The sequence below is a fragment of the Tsukamurella spumae genome, assembly GCF_012396015.1.
Classification (GTDB): Bacteria; Actinomycetota; Actinomycetes; order Mycobacteriales; family Mycobacteriaceae; genus Tsukamurella; species Tsukamurella spumae.
In genome coordinates, this window is record NZ_JAAXOQ010000036.1 from 1 (window position 1) to 15,609 (window position 15,609).

Annotated in this window: 14 protein-coding genes; 4 read left to right on the forward strand and 10 right to left on the reverse strand. The window is 70.1% G+C overall.

The genetic code is table 11. The features are described 5' to 3' along the window. The 5 genes from HF999_RS19675 to HF999_RS19695 all read right to left on the reverse strand — a co-directional run. A partial coding sequence (locus HF999_RS19675) for a hypothetical protein (RefSeq protein ID WP_168547512.1) occupies window positions 1–256 on the reverse strand: 256 nt, incomplete at its 3' end. 71 nt (window positions 257–327) lie between these two features. Further along, window positions 328–1,986 (reverse strand): serine/threonine-protein kinase, encoded by a 1,659-nt coding sequence (locus tag HF999_RS19680; RefSeq protein WP_168547513.1) that lies wholly within the window; start codon window positions 1,984–1,986, stop codon window positions 328–330. Window positions 1,987–2,045: 59 nt separating this feature from the next. After that, window positions 2,046–4,337 carry an outer membrane protein assembly factor BamB family protein gene (locus HF999_RS19685; RefSeq protein WP_168547514.1) on the reverse strand — a complete coding sequence of 764 codons (2,292 nt, stop codon included), beginning with the start codon at window positions 4,335–4,337 and terminating at the stop codon, window positions 2,046–2,048. Window positions 4,338–4,421: 84 nt separating this feature from the next. Continuing rightward, on the reverse strand, window positions 4,422–5,570 hold the full coding sequence (locus HF999_RS19690) for an acyl-CoA dehydrogenase family protein (protein WP_168547515.1): 1,149 nt from the start codon (window positions 5,568–5,570) through the stop codon (window positions 4,422–4,424). A 165-nt stretch (window positions 5,571–5,735) separates the two neighbouring features. Continuing rightward, window positions 5,736–6,608: an alpha/beta fold hydrolase gene (locus tag HF999_RS19695; RefSeq protein ID WP_168547516.1), complete on the reverse strand. Its 873-nt coding sequence runs from the start codon at window positions 6,606–6,608 to the stop codon at window positions 5,736–5,738. A gap of 247 nt (window positions 6,609–6,855) precedes the next feature. On the opposite strand from HF999_RS19695, the gene HF999_RS19700 reads away from it, so the two are divergent. The 4 genes from HF999_RS19700 to HF999_RS19715 are packed head-to-tail and all read left to right on the forward strand — an operon-like array spanning window position 6,856 to window position 9,122. Further along, window positions 6,856–7,182 carry a YbaB/EbfC family nucleoid-associated protein gene (locus HF999_RS19700; protein ID WP_168547517.1) on the forward strand — a complete coding sequence of 109 codons (327 nt, stop codon included), beginning with the start codon at window positions 6,856–6,858 and terminating at the stop codon, window positions 7,180–7,182. Beyond that, window positions 7,182–7,475 carry a hypothetical protein gene (locus HF999_RS19705; protein ID WP_168547518.1) on the forward strand — a complete coding sequence of 98 codons (294 nt, stop codon included), beginning with the start codon at window positions 7,182–7,184 and terminating at the stop codon, window positions 7,473–7,475. Before HF999_RS19700 ends, HF999_RS19705 begins: the two co-directional genes overlap by 1 nt. Further along, entirely contained in the window at window positions 7,472–8,407 is a 936-nt protein-coding gene (locus HF999_RS19710; protein WP_168547519.1) for a WXG100-like domain-containing protein, read from the forward strand. Before HF999_RS19705 ends, HF999_RS19710 begins: the two co-directional genes overlap by 4 nt. Window positions 8,408–8,429: 22 nt before the next feature. After that, window positions 8,430–9,122 carry a VOC family protein gene (locus HF999_RS19715; RefSeq protein WP_168547520.1) on the forward strand — a complete coding sequence of 231 codons (693 nt, stop codon included), beginning with the start codon at window positions 8,430–8,432 and terminating at the stop codon, window positions 9,120–9,122. A gap of 12 nt (window positions 9,123–9,134) precedes the next feature. On the opposite strand, the gene pgl is transcribed toward HF999_RS19715, so the two are convergent. The 5 genes from pgl to tkt are packed head-to-tail and all read right to left on the reverse strand — an operon-like array spanning window position 9,135 to window position 15,550. Continuing rightward, window positions 9,135–9,893: a 6-phosphogluconolactonase gene (gene pgl / locus HF999_RS19720; protein WP_168547521.1), complete on the reverse strand. Its 759-nt coding sequence runs from the start codon at window positions 9,891–9,893 to the stop codon at window positions 9,135–9,137. Then, entirely contained in the window at window positions 9,890–10,807 is a 918-nt protein-coding gene (locus tag HF999_RS19725) for a glucose-6-phosphate dehydrogenase assembly protein OpcA (RefSeq protein WP_168547522.1), read from the reverse strand. Before HF999_RS19725 ends, pgl begins: the two co-directional genes overlap by 4 nt. Beyond that, window positions 10,804–12,324 carry a glucose-6-phosphate dehydrogenase gene (zwf, locus tag HF999_RS19730; RefSeq protein WP_168547523.1) on the reverse strand — a complete coding sequence of 507 codons (1,521 nt, stop codon included), beginning with the start codon at window positions 12,322–12,324 and terminating at the stop codon, window positions 10,804–10,806. Before zwf ends, HF999_RS19725 begins: the two co-directional genes overlap by 4 nt. A 9-nt stretch (window positions 12,325–12,333) precedes the next feature. Further along, entirely contained in the window at window positions 12,334–13,443 is a 1,110-nt protein-coding gene (tal, locus tag HF999_RS19735; protein ID WP_168547524.1) for a transaldolase, read from the reverse strand. Window positions 13,444–13,450: 7 nt separating this feature from the next. After that, window positions 13,451–15,550 (reverse strand): transketolase, encoded by a 2,100-nt coding sequence (tkt, locus tag HF999_RS19740; RefSeq protein WP_168547525.1) that lies wholly within the window; start codon window positions 15,548–15,550, stop codon window positions 13,451–13,453. Window positions 15,551–15,609 lie beyond the last annotated feature (59 nt).

Genomic DNA, 15,609 nt, shown 5'->3' on the forward strand with positions numbered 1-15,609 from the left:
CCGCGGCCAACCGCTGCCGCGCCTGCACCGCCTCCCGGTAGTTCGCCGGCTGGGCCAGGTACTGCGCCTCATCATCGGCGTAGAGGGCGCGATGCAAGGCGTACACGGCCGTCATCGTGCGGCAGTAAGCGACACACTCCGCCCGGCGCTGTTCGAACAACACCTCCGCCACCGCACGGTCCGCACCCCGGGCATCGACCAGCCCCTGAGGGATCAGATCCTCAGGGAGACTGCGTAATGCCTCCGGTAGTGCCATGACACCATGATACGCCTACATGTTCGAGATAGCTACAAATTCAAACGCGGACCGTGCGGCGGATCAGCGGGTCACCGTCTCGTGGTTCCGGCCGGGGAGAGGGTGCTCGACACCAGTTTGGCGAAGCAGTGATCGTTGTCGAGACTCTGCGATCGACACCAGGCGAGGGCGGAATCCGGGTCCGAGAAGGGGCCGGCCTTCGTCACGACCCACATGTCCGGTCGGTCGGCAGGGCGATCGAAAACGGGCCAGTCCGGCGCGAACAGCAACCGGACCGCGCCGTACTGACGCTCGAGATCGGTGACGTGCGTGAAGATGGAAGCCGCCGTCCAGGTGACTCCGTCCGCGTACAGGCCGACCCACTTGGTGGACAGCTGCGCGACCCACTGGTTGTTCTCCGAGGCGAGCACGAGTGGCTTGTCGGTCGCGGCGCGCGCCTGGAGCGCGAGCAGCGGATCCGCCGGCGTGGTGCTCGGGGGTGGCGTTGCGCTCGCCTGCGCACCGGTCGGAACGTCCGACGGCGCCGTCGCGGTGGCGGTGACCCGCACGGTGGAGGCGGCAGGCGTGGTCTTGCGGTCGGTCAGGGCGACGTAGCCCAGCACAGCCGTGGCGCCCACGAGGATCGCCGCCACCACGGCGAGGATCGGCACCATCCGGTTCCTCGCGGGCGGCTGCTGCTGGTAGGCGGGCGCGATCGGATACGACGGCGCCTGTGGGTACGACGCTTGCGGGTACGACGCCTGCGGGTATGAGACCTGCGGCTGCGCCGGTGGATACGACGGCGCGGCGGGATACGAGGGCGGCGGCACCGGCTGCGAGATCACCGTGGGATCCGACGCCACCGGGACGGGGCGGATCAGCGTCCGGTCGTCGTCCTGGTCGGGCAGCGGCACGTCGACGCTGCGGCCGGCGAGCGCCTGCCGAGCCGCTGCGGCGAGCTCGCCGCACGAAGCGAAACGCTCCGCCGGCTCCTTCGCCATGCCCCGTGCGATGACGGTGTCCATCGCGGCGGGCACCGGCACCTCGGCACTGGGGCGGGGGATCGGGGAGGTGAGGTGCTGCTTGAGCATCGCGCCGAGAGACTCGCCGCGATAGGGCGCATGGCCCGTGAGGGCCTCGAACAGCACGCACGCCAGGGAGTACACGTCGCTCGCGACCGTGGCCGAGTCACCGTCGAACCGCTCCGGCGCGGCGTAGGCCTGCGATCCTACGAACAGCCCGGCCGAGGTCATGCGGGACTGCGTATCCGCCACCGCGAGGCCGAAGTCGAGGAGGTACGGGAACCCGGAATCGGTGAGTTCGATGTTGGCGGGCTTCACATCCCGGTGCACGAGCCCTTTGGAATGGGCGGCGTCCAGCGCGCCCGCCACCTGCTCGACGACGGTGACCGCGCGCTCGGGCGGCAGCGGACCGCCGCGCAGGACCTCCGCGAGGTTGCGGCCCTCGACGAGCCGCATGTCGATGTACAGGACCCCGTCGATCTCACCGAAATCGTGGATGGGGATGACGTGCGGGTCCGCGAGGCGCGCCACCGTCTGCGATTCGCGGGTGAACCGCTCCCGGAACTGCGGATCCTCCGCTGCGGAGGCGTGCAGGAGCTTGAGCGCCACCTCGCGATCGCGGCGCTCGTCGTGCGCGAGGTACACCTCGCCCATGCCTCCGCGGCCCAACAGCCTGCCGATCGCGTACGGGCCCAGCGTGGTGCCGGTCCGTGTTCCCTCGCCGCTCATGGTCCCCTCCGGTCGGTCGATCCGCTGATCGTAGCGGTAGGCGCTGACACGAGGGGACGTCACCAGTAGCGCGTCGATCCCTCGGGGCTCGCGGTGCTGGAGACCAGTTTTGCGAAGCAATGATCTCGGTCGAATCCGTTGCTGCGGCACCACTGGTTCGCCTCGTCGGGACCGGGGAAGGTCGCGGCCGCGACGCTCACCCACCAGCCCTGGTAGTTGAAGACCGGCCACTCGTCGGAGTACAGCAGGCGCACGTCCGCGAACCGCAGGCGCAGCGCGAGGAACTCATCGAGGATGGCCTTCTCGTCCCAGGTGCGACCGTCGGCCACCAGCCCGACCCGCTTGCTCGAGAGCTGCGCGACCCAACGGTTGTTGAGGCTCCCGAGGATGAAGGCCTTGTCGCTGTCGGCCTGGATGCGCAGCGCGCTCAGCCCCGACATCGGGTTCAGGCCCGTCTGCGGCCCGGGACCGGACGCCGCGATCGGGCTGTCCGACGGTGCGGGGACCTTCGCCTTGCCCGACCCGTCCGGCTGCACGCAGTCGACGAGGTAGCTGTGCCCGCCGAGGCCACCCGTGCCGCTCGACCCGTTCCCTCCGCCCGGCGGGGGCAGCGTGTCCGGGGTGCGGAAGAACTGGCCCTGCTTGAACAGCAGGTCGACGGTGGTGCCGGACTTCTTCTCCTCGGAACCGTTGCCGGGCTTGGGGACGCCGACGGGGTTCGCGGCGAAGTCGAACGTGCCGGTCGCGATGAGGCCGGTGGAGTCCGAGATCGTCACGGACGTGCCCGACGAGATCAGCGCGTCGCCGCCAGGGCAGGTGGCGGTGATCTTCATGGTGACCACCAGGCCGCCGGACTCGGTGCGGAACTTCTGCGGTGTGAACACCGGCTTGCTGCCGCAGCGGGTGTAGTACGAGTCGTCACTCGAGTTCTTGCCGGCGGTGCCGGACTTCGCGCCGGGTGCGCCGGCCGCGCCGCCGGTGGCCTTGTAGCCGACGATGCGGTCCGTGCCGACGATGACGAAGGCGTCGCCCACCGCGAGCAATGCGCCGATACGCTCGTCGGAACCGAGCGGCGAGGGGATACGCCACGCAGTCTTACCGGTCGTGGTATCGAGTGCCACGATGTCTCGGGCGGACGGGAAGATGAGGTAGCGCCCGTCGCTGAGCGTCGAACTCTGGTTCCATGATCCAACGCCCGTCGGTACAGAGTCGTTCGTCCACCTCATTTCGCCGGTCGTGGTGTCGAATCCCGCGAAGCCGGTGTCGGTTCCGACAACGGTGATTCGTGGGCTCACCATCGGGACGGGTGTGGCGGAGGTGTTGTTGACCGTGGCGTCACCGGCCTTCCACGCGGCGTTGCCTGCGGCGTCGAAGTATTGACCACCGATGAACAACACGGACTCGTATCCGCGGGCCGCGAGTGCAGGAACGCCGATCACGCCCGACGGTGCCGTTCGTACCGAGCCGTCGGGGCGGATGACGACGGTGCCTCGGTCATGGGAGGCGCGGGTGATGACGCTCCCGTCGGGCGCGATCGTTGGTCGGTCGAGCGCGGAATGTAGCAGCTTGCCGTCGTGCGCGGAGGCAACGTACGAGGCTCCGCCGTAGTAGAAGATGACTAGGTCGCGCGTCGCGAGCGCCTGGTGGAAGTCGCCACCGGGTGACTCGTCCATGGACACGGGACGCGACCATTCGATGCGCCGATCGGAGAACCTCGTGATCGTACTGGAAGAGGTACGGAAGGCGGCATCACCGTTGTAGGCGACCAACCCGAAGTTGTTGTCCGATACGGATATCCCCGAGCTGGTCTGCCCGCTCGCCAGGTCAAGCATGTACATCGTCGGATCGTCTGATTGCGCGACCCTGCATACCGTTCGTCCGCCTACCACCTGGTCCGCACATGCGAGGTTCTTCTGCGGAAACGACGTCCGGCCGTCAGCGTCGATCGCGACGACCGAAGACAAGCGATTGCGGTCGACACCGGTCAGGACGAAGCGGCCGTCGGTGGCGGCTCCGGCAGAGTTGTACTGGGCGTTCGTGACGTTGGTCGAGAAGAACTTCGACCCTCCGACATCGGACGGGCGGACCGTCCACGCGACCGACGGGGCCGTCGGGAACTCCTTCGTGAGCTGTCCCGGGACCGGGGCGGAGGCATCGTCGGCCTTGCGGGAGGTGAACCACCAGATCCCGCCGGCCACGAGGATCACCACGCACACGACCGAGACCCCGGCGAGGATCCAGGCGAGGGCGGACCGTCGGGCGGGGGCGGGTGGGGGAGGCACCTGGCCGTACCCGTACTGCGGAGTCGGCCGAGGGCCGTACGGGAAGGGTTGTCCTCCGGGCGAAGTCATGTGTCCACCCGATCAAAAACGCGGTGCCCGGGCAATCATCCGATCGGATGACAACTCGGGCACCGCCTGGGACTCGCGCCGCGGTCAGAGCGTGCGGGCGATGATCTCCTTCATGATCTCGTTGGTGCCGGCGTAGATCATCTGCACGCGGTTGTCGGCCCAGAACCTCGCGACCGGGTACTCGGCCATGTAGCCGTAGCCGCCGAACAGCTGCAGGCACTCGGAGGCGACGTTCTGCGCGCGGTCCGAGGTCCACCACTTCGCCATTGCGACGGTGGGGATGTCCAGCTCGCCCTTGACGTGCTTCTCGATGCAGTCGTCCACGAAGACGCGCGCGATGGTGGTCTCGGTGATCGCCTCGGCCAGCTTGAACTTGGTGTTCTGGAAGCCGAAGATGGGGCGGCCGAAGGCCTCTCGTTCCTTGGTGTAGCGCAGGGTCTCCTCGAAGATGACCTCCATGCCGGCCACGCAGGCCTGGCCGATGATGAGGCGCTCCTGCGGCAGCTGCTGCATGAGCTGGTAGAAGCCCTGGCCCTCCTGGGAGCCCAGGAGGTTGGCGGCGGGCACGTGGACGTCGTCGAAGAACAGCTCCGAGGTGTCCTGGCCCTTCTGGCCGATCTTGTTGAGGATCTTGCCGCGGCGGAAGCCCTCGCGGTCGGCCTCGACCAGCACCAGCGAGATGCCGGACGCGCCCTGGTCGGGGTCGGTCTTGCAGACGAGGACGATGACATCGGCCTGCTGGCCGTTGGTGATGAAGGTCTTGGAGCCGTTGATCACGTACTCGTCGCCGGTCTTGATGGCGCGGGTCTTGACGTTCTGCAGATCCGATCCGGTGCCGGGCTCGGTCATCGCGATGGCACCGACGGCCTCGCCGGAGGCCATCTTCGGCAGCCAGTGCTGCTTCTGCTCCTCGGTGCCGTAGGCGAGGATGTAGTGCGCGACGATGCCGTTGTGCAGCGAGACGCCCCAGCTGGTGTCGAAGGCCTGCGCCTGCGCGGCGATCAGCACCGACTCGTGGCGGAAGTCGCCGCCACCGCCGCCGTACTCCTCCGGGATCGAGAGGCAGAGCAGGCCGAGCTCGCCGGCCTTGTTCCACAGGTCGCGGTCGACGTGGTGCTGCTCGGCGAAGCGCTCGATGTTCGGCGTGAGCTCCTTGGCGAGGAACTTGTCCGCGAGGTCACGGAGAGCGTCGAGCTCGTCGTTCATCCAGCTCGGGCGACGGCGTGCGGCCATGGGATGACCACCTTTCTGCGGGGGAGTGAAGCGGGCTTGTTGAGCACCACTCAATCAGAACCCCGTCGGCGAAAACAAGCACGCCTGAATGATTAGCCGTGTATCCACTGGTCAGTGCGGGACGCCTGCGTGTTCGGCGGGCGTCGACGGGCGGCCCGCCGCTCCTCAGCCGCGGAGGAACTGCGCGAGGGCCTGGGCCACGGCATCGGGGTCCTGTGTCTGCAGCGAGTGGGTGACGCCCGGGACCACCGTGGTCTTCACCCGGGGGAACAGGCGCTCGAGGAATTCGTGCCCCTCGCCGAGTGACGGAGCCACCGCCGCGGTATCGCCGCCGAGCAACAGGAACATCTTCTCGGGCATGCGATCGACGTCGAGTGCTGACCAACGCCAGTCCACCACCGACGGAGCCTCGGCGCCGAAGAAGCTCGCCGCATCGACCTCCGCGCGGTCGAACGCGCCCGCGGGCAGCCGGTCGACGATCTCGGGGTCGCGGTAGCCGGGCCCGCACACGCCGCGCAGGAAGATGTCGACCGCCGCCCGATTATCGCCCGCTGCAAAGGCTTCCAACGCGGGCCGCACCACGGTGCGACCCTGCTCGGCGCCGCTGGGCACCTCGTGGACGACGGGCTCGAACAGCGACAGGCTGCGCACCCGGTCCGGATTGTCCACGGCGAACCGGGTCGCCACCAGACCGCCGGAGGAGTGCCCGACCACGTGTGCGCTGTCGATGCCCAGTGCGGTCAGGAGGCCACCGACGTGCGCGGCGTGCCCCGGCAATCGAGCATCGTCGAGGACCCGGGGCCGGCTGGTGAATCCGTAGCCGAGGCGGTGGTAGTTGATCATCTGATAGTGATCGGTCAACGCGGGGTGGTGCGCGAGCGGTGTGAAGAAGTCCGCCAGCACGCCCGCGTGCACCAGCAGTACCGGCTCGCCCTCGCCGGCCACGCTGTATGCGAAGTCGTATCCGTCGACGCTGATGTGCTCAGTCGGTCCGGAGCGGTCCGCGCCCGCATCGCCGCGTGTGGATTCGGTACTCATCGGACTCCCGTCGTCGTGCGAGCGGCGCGGCGATCCGTAGATCAGTGAGCTCGTCACTCGGAGGCGTGGCCGACCCTAAAGTGTATACAGTATAACATCGACCCGGCGTTCCGCCACCGTCTCCGTGATCCAGCGATCGGTTCGATCTGCGCCGCCCTGACGTGCGGAAACAGAAAGTTGGAACCGTGTGGCTCGCCGGTGCGTCTAATTGATGCGGAGGAAAAACCAACGAGATCGGGGGAACGAGTTGGACACGACGCCGCAGGTCTGGTCGGACGCCGAACGGGCGAACGAGGTGTACGAACAGGCAGATGAGGTCCGTGAGCGATTGGCCCGTGTATCGGGCACCGGGACGGCCGCACGGGGGGATGTGCGGGTCACCGTCGGGATGGGGGGACGACTCACGGGGGTGGTGATCGCAGGACGCGCGATGGAGTTCTCGGGGGAGGCTCTGAGCGCGGAGATCATGACGGCGGCCTCCCTGGCCGAGCAGGCCGCGGCCAGGGAGGTCCACTCGATAGCCACGAAGTGGTACCCGGATCACGAGTTCTGGAACCAGTACACGGGGGCATGATGGCCGACTTCGAGCTGACGGCGGAGACCGTCGACGCCCACGTTCGCGCGCTCGGTGACATCGGAGCCACGGTCGACACGGCCGGGGCGGCCGGAGCTCAGCGCGTGGGCACGATGGACTACGGGGCGATGTTCCACCCGCTCGTCGGGTTGATGAACATCGCGCTGGAGAAGGTCGGGCGGGCCGTCTCGCGGCACAGCCGCGAGCTGACCGCGCACCGCGACGACTTCCGGCGGACGGCGGAGGCGCTGGTCGATGCCGACGACGCCGGCGCGGACGGCATCGGACGATGACCGGGCTGGTCGACGGTGTGCCGCTGGCCGAGGCGGTGCGGGACGCGGCGAACGCGATCGGCGAGGACGGATTCGGGAGCATCGGTAGCGGATTCGCCGCGTACGGCGTGGTGTCGGCGGCCAAGGACGTCGCGAGCGATCCGATCGGCTCGATCTTCGCCGCGGGCTTCGGCTGGGCGATCGAACACAATCCGATCCTGCGCACTGCGCTCGACGCGGTCACGGGCGATCCGGACGCGATCGAATCCGTGACCGACACCTGGAAGGACGAGGTCGCGACCCCGCTCGCGACGGTAGCGCAGTCCGTCTCGGCGGCAGGGGAATCCACCTCGCGCGGCTGGGTCGGAGAGGCCGGCGATGCCTATCGCGCCGCCACGACCGAGCTCGCGGGGCACAGCGAGGCGTTGGGCACCGCGGCCCGCGCGGCGGCGGCGGGGCTGTCCGCCGCGGGCACCCTCGTGGTCGAGGTACGGACCACCATCAGGGACGAGCTCTCGGGCTTCCTCGGCTGGCTGACGGCAGGAGCGGCCATCGCGTCGGCCGCCGCCACGCCCACCGCGGGTGGCTCGGTGGCCACGTTCATCAATACCGCGATCCTCCGCGGCGCCGCACTCGGCCAGAAGTTCGCGGGACTGCTGCGCCGGCTCGCGGACAAGCTGGAGCGCTTCACCGACCGGCTCGGTGCCCTGGGGAGGGCGGCGGACGCGCTGCGCCGAGCCGCCGTCACGATCGACGGCTCGGCGGCACGCACGGTCGGCCGGGCCCGGCCCGAGGCCGTCAGCGCGCGGATCTCGGGCGAACTCGTCTCGCGCTGGTCGAACGCTGCGCCGTCCCTGCCCACCGCAGGTGAGGTGGGGAGGGCCGGCGGCGCCGTGGTGGCGAAGTCGGTGGGCGACGCCTGGAAGACATGGTCCGGCACCGCGCCCGCGTGAACCCGTAGGGCAGGATGGCGGCGTGAGCACAGCACAAGCGCGGGACCTGCTGATCCTGGACGTGCCGGAGGAGTCGCGGGCCGCGCACGCCCGCCTGCTCGCCGCGGACGCGGTGGCGCGGTACACGGCGGGCGGCACCGACATCGCCGTCGGGATCCCCGCCTGGGCGGGCGGCACCGGCCTCCTGGTCGCCGCCGACGATCCGGCCGGCCTGGCCCGGCTCGTCGACCGGCGCGGCCTGTCCGTCTCCGAGGTCGCCGACGGATTCGCCGGTGCTGCCGACGGACTCGTCCTCGGTGTCGCGGGCCCGACGGTGCCCTCCCCGCCGCCCGGCGCGGACATCACCGGCGTCGATCACGTGGTCGTGACCTCGCCGAACCGCGACCGGATCATCGCGACGCTGTGCGGGCGGCTCGACTTCGACCTGCGCCTGGACCGGGTGCAGTCCTGGGGCGTGCACCAGCTGTTCCTGCGTCGCGGCGATCTGCTCGTCGAGGTGCTCCTGCAGGAGGGCGACGGCGTGGACCCCACGGCCCCCGACGGGATCTGGGGCGTCGCGTGGCGCACCGTCGACGCCGACGCGACGCGCGCCCGCCTGACGGACCTGGGCATCACCGTGAGCGAGGTGCGACGGGGCGCCAAGCCCGGCACCCGCGTGGCGACCGTGAAGGACCCCGCGCTGGGGATCCCGACGATCGTCCTCGAGCAGGCCTAGCGCCCGGGACGCTCAGCCGAGCCGGGAGGCGGCGGCACCGTCGAGGAACCAGACCGTCTGCTCCGAGCCGTGCGCGCCGGCGCAGGGCCAGTCCTCGGGCGAGGCGCCGCCGACGCCCTCGGCGACGGCCTCCGCCTTGTCCGCACCGGAGACGAGGAACCACACGCGCCGGGCGGCGCCCACCGCGGGCAGCGTGAGGGTCAGCCGCCGCGGGGGCGGCTTGGGGGAGTCGCGCACGGACACCACCGTCGCGTCCTGCTCCCGGACCGCGTCCGTGTGCGGGAACAGCGAGTTGATGTGCCCCTCGCCGCCCATGCCGAGCAGGTGCACGTCGAAGCGCGGGACCAGCCCGCCCCCGACGGCGACGCCGTTCCCGCGCTCGGCGGCGTTGTCCGCCAACCGCTTCGCGTACACGCGCGCCGCCAGCTCGCCGTCGCCGCTGAACTCGTCGGCCGCGGGGAAGGTGTAGACGCGCTCGCTCGGCACCGGGACGTGGTCGAGCAGCGCGTCCTGGGCCTGCAGCGCGTTGCGGTCGGGGTCGTCGCCGGCGACGAACCGCTCGTCGCCGAAGAAGACGTCCACCCGGGACCAGTCGATGACCTTCCCGCGCAGCGCTGCTGAGAGGGCATTGCCGTTCGTGCCGCCGGTCAACACGATCGACGCGAAGCCGCGCTCGGCCTGCGCCTGTTCGATCACCGCGACGAGATCGTCCGCGGCGGCCGCGACGAGGGCGGCGGCATCGTCGAAGGTGCGGACGGTGGGCTCGGTCATGCGGGCATCTCCGATCGATCCACGTCGGACACGCCGCCCAACGCTGAGAAGTAGACCTCGTCGTCGTCGAGGCGGCGGAGTTCCTCCGCCAGGCAGTCCGCGACACCCCGTCGACGGATCGCGACGCGGCCGTCCGGCTGTCCGGGACGCACCAGCACCGCCGTGGAGTTCTGGTCGAACTCCAGCGTCAATGCGCCGCCGGCGCGGTCGAGCCGCACCTCGAAACTCCCGGAACGCCGCACGACCGGCACGTCGAGCTGGGCGCGCAGCCACCCCGCGAGGAGGTCGATGCCCGCACTGTCCTCGGGCCCGGTGACCACCGCGGACGTGATCGCCTCGAACGGCGGCTGGTCCAGCGCGGACGCCAGCAGGGCCCGCCACGGGGTGATGCGCGACCACGCCAGATCCGAGTCGCCGGGGGTGAAACCCGTACGCCGCAGCGCGAGCGTCGCGACCGGATCGTGCGAGGCGATGGAATCGGTGATCCGCCGCGTGGCGAGGCGCCCGACCTTGTCTGCGGACGGCACCGGGGGAGCGATACCTGGCCACCAGGCGACCACGGGGGTGTCCGGTAGCAGGAACGGAACCACCACGGAGGCACCGTGATCGGCCAGTTCGCCGTAGAGTCGCAGCACCACGACCTCCGACGCGCCGGCGTCGCCGCCCACCCGGATCTGGGCGTCCAGCCGCGTCGCCTCCGAGCGGGAGCCGCGGGCCAGCACGATGACGCGGCAGGGGTGCTCGCGCGAGGCGGCGTTCGTGGCCTCGATCGAGCTCTCGGTGGGCTCCCCCTCGTCGGCGGAGATGATGAGCGTGAGCACGCGGCCCAGGGTGACCGCGCCGCCGGTCTCGCGGAGGCGGACCAGCTGCTTCGAGACCTCCTGCGTGGAGGTGTCCGGGAGATCGAGAATCATGGGCGGCGCCAGGTCCTTCCGGTGCGAGCCAGCATGGCGTCGGCGGAGTCCGGGCCCCAGGTTCCGGACTCGTACTCCTCCGGCTTCCCGCCGGCCTCCCACCTCTGCAGCACGGGGTCGAGGATCTTCCAGGACAGCTCGACCTCGGCGTTCACGGGGAACAGTGACGGCTCGCCGAGCAGGACGTCGAGGATCAGGCGTTCGTACGCCTCGGGCGAGCTGACCGTGAATGCCTCGCCGTAGCTGAAGTCCATGTTGACATCGCGGACCTCCATGGAGCTGCCCGGGACCTTCGACCCGAACCGGAGCGTGACGCCCTCGTCGGGCTGCACCCGGATGACGAGGGCGTTCTGACCCAGCTCCCCGGTCATCGTGTCGTCGAAGGGCAGGTGCGGCGCGCGCTTGAACATCAGCGCGATCTCCGTGACGCGGCGCCCCAGTCGTTTGCCGGTGCGCAGGTAGAAGGGCACGCCCGCCCACCGTCGGGACGCGATCTCGACGGTGATCGCGGCGAAGGTCTCCGTGGTGGAGGTGTGGCTGAAGCCCTCCTCCTGGAGCAGGCCGACGACCTTCTCGCTGCCCTGCCACCCGGGTCCGTACTGGCCCCGCGCGGAGGTCTCGTCGAGTGGCTCGACGGGCGAGGCCGCGGAGAGCACCTTGATCTTCTCCGCCTGCAGCTCCGCCGGGTGGAAACTGGTGGGCTCCTCCATGGCGATGAGGGCCATCAGCTGCAGCAGGTGGTTCTGGATCACGTCGCGGGCGGCGCCGATGCCGTCGTAGTAGCCCGCGCGCCCACCCAGCCCGATGTCCTCGGCCATCGTGATCTGCACGCTGTCCACGTAGTGGCTGTTCCACGTCGGCTCGAACAACTGATTGGCGAAGCGCAGCGCCAGGATGTTCTGGACCGTCTCCTTGCCCAGGTAGTGGTCGATGCGGAACACCGACTGCTCCGGGAAGACGCCGCTCAACACGGCGTTGAGCTTCTTCGCCGAATCGAGATCGTGCCCGAAGGGCTTCTCGATCACCACGCGCCGCCAGCCGTCCCGCTGGTCGGCGAGGCCCGACCGCTCGAGCTGCTCGCACACCGTCGGGAAGGCGTCCGGCGGCACCGACAGGTAGAACGCGGTGTTGCCGCCCGTACCGCGGGTCCGATCGAGCGCGGTCAAGGTCTGCGACAGCCGGTCGAAGGCGTCGTCGTCGTGGAACTCGCCCTGGACGAACCGGATCCCCTCGGCCAGCCTGTCCCACACATCGTCGCGGAACTCCGTGCGCGAGTGCTTCTTCGCGGCCTCCCGGAAGGTGGCCGCGAAGTCCTCGTCGGACCACGGGCGCCGCCCGAAGCCCACGAGCGAGAAGCCGGGCGGCAGGAGGCCGCGGTTGGCCAGGTCGTACACCGCGGGCATGAGCTTGCGCCGCGACAGGTCGCCGGTCACGCCGAAGATCACCAGGGCCGAGGGCCCCGCGATCCGTGGGAGCCGGAGATCGCGCGGGTCGCGAAGGGGGTTCGCCCAGCTCACGCAGCCCTCCTAGGCGTTCGCCCGGAGGGACTCCGCGGTCGCATCCAGCAGCTGCTGCCAGGCCTGCTCGAACTTCTCGACGCCCTCGCGCTCGAGCAGGTCGAACACGTCGGCCAGGTCCAGGCCGGCACCCTGCAGGTCCGCGAACACCTGCGCGGAATCCTCCGCGCGGCCCAGGATGGTGCCGTCGACGACCTCGCCGTGATCGGCGAAGGCCTTCATGGTGGCGCCGGGCATCGTGTTGACGGTGTTCGGCGCGATCAGCCCGGCCACGTACAGGGTGTCCGGGTAGGCCGGGTTCTTGACGCCCGTCGACGCCCACAACGGGCGCTGCACGTTCGCGCCGTCGATCGCGGCGAACCGAGCAGCGCCGAAGACCTCCTCGTACGCCGCGTACGCGAGGCGCGCGTTGGCGAGGCCGGCCTTGCCGCGCAGCGCGAGCGCCGCGTCGGTGCCGATGGCCTCGAGCCGCTTGTCGATCTCGGTGTCGACGCGGGAGACGAAGAACGACGCCACCGAGTAGATCGAGCCCACGTCCTTGCCCGCCTTCGCGGCGGCCTCGAGGCCGTCGAGGTACGCGTCCATGACCTGACGGTGCCGCTCGACGGAGAAGATCAGTGTCACGTTCACCGACACGCCCTCGGCGATCACGCGGGCGATCGCGGGGAGCCCGGCCAGGGTGGCGGGGATCTTGATCAGCACGTTCGGGCGGTCGACGATGCGGTGCAGCTCGAGCGCCTGGGCGACGGTGCCGTCGGTGTCGTGCGCCAGGCGCGGGTCGACCTCGATCGAGACCCGGCCGTCGACCCCGCCCGTCTTCTCGAAGACCGGGGCGAGCACGTCGCACGCGGCACGCACGTCGTCGGTGGTCACGGTACGGATCGTCTCGTCGACATCGGCCTTGCGGGCGGCGAGCTCGGCGACCTGCGCCGCGTACTCGGCGCTGCCCTTCGACAGCGCGGCCTGGAAGATCGCCGGGTTCGTGGTCACGCCGGTGACCGAGTCGGTCTCGGTGAGCGCCTTGAGGTCTCCGGACTGGATGAGGCTGCGCGAGAGGTCGTCGAGCCAGACCGAGACGCCCGCCTCGTACAGCGCGGCCAGATTGGGGTTCTGAGCCATGGTGTGGTTATCCCTTCGTGTTGGCGATGGACTGCTCGGCCTTCTGGGCCACGGTCTCGCCGGTGAATCCGTACTTCGCGAACAGGACCTTGTCGGAGGCGGACTCGCCGAAGTGCTCGAGCGAGACGATCTCGCCGAAGCCGCCGACGATCGACCACCACGGCATCGCGATGCCGGCCTCGACCGAGACGCGCGCCTTGACCGCGGGCGGCAGCACGCTGTCCTGGTACTCGCGGTCCTGGGCGTGGAACCACTCGATCGACGGCATCGACACCACCCGCGCCCGGATGCCCTTGGCCGCCAGGAGCGCGGCGGCCTCGACCGCCAGCTGCACCTCGGAGCCCGTGCCGATCAGGATCACGTCGGGGGAGGCACCGTCGGCCTCCTGCAGGACGTACCCGCCGCGCGCGACGCCCTCCGCGGAGGTGCCCGCCAGGATCGGCACGCCCTGCCGGGTGAGGATCAGGCCCGTGGGGCCCTCGCCGTTGCGACGCTCCAGCGTGGCCTTCCACGCCGCGACGGTCTCGTTCGCGTCCGCGGGGCGGACGACGTTGACGCCCGGGATGGCGCGCAGCGCGGCGAGATGCTCGACCGGCTGATGGGTGGGGCCGTCCTCGCCGAGGCCGATCGAGTCGTGCGTCCACACGTAGATCGGGTCGATGTCCATGAGGGCCGCGAGCCGGACCGCCGGGCGCATGTAGTCCGCGAACTGCAGGAAGGTACCGCCGTAGGGGCGGGTCTTCCCGTGCAGCACGATGCCGTTGAGGATCGAGCCCATCGCGTGCTCGCGGATGCCGAAGTGCAGCGTGCGGCCGTACGGCTGCGCGTTCCAGTCCTCGGTCGAGATCGACGTGGGGCCGAAGGAGTCGGCGCCCTTGATGGTGGTGTTGTTCGAGCCGGCGAGGTCGGCCGAACCGCCCCACAGCTCCGGCAGCGTCTGCCCGGCGGCCGCGAGGAAGGCGCCGGACGCGGCGCGCGTCGCCACGCCCTTGTCCTCGACCGACCAGGTCGGCAGCTCGGCGTCCCATCCCTCGGGCAGCGTGCCGGCCTCGAGGCGGTCCAGCAGGGCCTTGCGCTCGGGGTTGGCGCCGGCCCACGCCTCGAAGCGCACGTTCCACGCCGCGTGCTCGGCCTGGCCGCGCGTGATCAGCTCGCGCGAGTGCGCGATGACCTCGGGGGCGACGTCGAAGCTCTTCGCCGGGTCGAAGCCCAGGATCTCCTTGACCGCGGCCACCTCGTCGGCGCCGAGCGCCGAGCCGTGGACGCCGCCCGTGTTCATCTTGTTCGGGGCGGGGAAGCCGATGATGGTGCGCACGATGATGATCGACGGCTTGTCGGTGACGGCCTTGGCGGCCGCGGTGGCCTCCTCGATCGCCGTGACGTTCTCGCCGCCCTCGACGTACTGCACGTGCCAGCCGTAGGCCTCGTAGCGCTTGGCCACGTCCTCCGACAGCGCGATGTCGGTGTTGTGCTCGATGGAGATCTTGTTGTCGTCGTAGAAGACGATGAGGTTGCCGAGCTGCTGCGTGCCGGCCAGCGACGAGGCCTCGGAGGTCACGCCCTCCTCGAGGTCACCGTCGGAGGCGATGACGTAGACGAAGTGGTCGAACGGGCTGGTGCCCGCGGCGGCGTCCGGGTCGAACAGGCCGCGCTCGTAGCGCGAGGCCATCGACATGCCCACGGCGGAGGCCAGGCCCTGGCCCAGGGGCCCGGTGGTGATCTCGACGCCCTTGGTGTGGCGGTACTCGGGGTGTCCCGGGGTCAGCGAGCCCTCGGTGCGCAGCGCCTCGATGTCGCTGAGCTCGAGCCCGAAGCCGCCCAGGTACAGCTGCAGGTAGAGGGTCAGGCTCGAGTGCCCGCAGGACAGCACGAACCGGTCCCGGCCGATCCAATGGGTGTCCGACGGGTCGTGGACCATCACCTTCTGGAACAGGGTGTAGGCCAGGGGCGCGAGGCTCATCGCGGTGCCGGGGTGGCCGTTGCCGACCTTCTGCACCGCGTCGGCCGCGAGCACCCGGGCGGTGTCCACCGCGCGTGTGTCCAGTTCGGTCCAGTCGTCGGGGTGATGCGGCGTGGTCAGTGCTTGGATCTCGGCGGTGCTGGTCACGGCGGAAGGACTCTCCTGGTCGTACGGGGATGCGGGCTCAAGTGTGAACCCTACTCGGC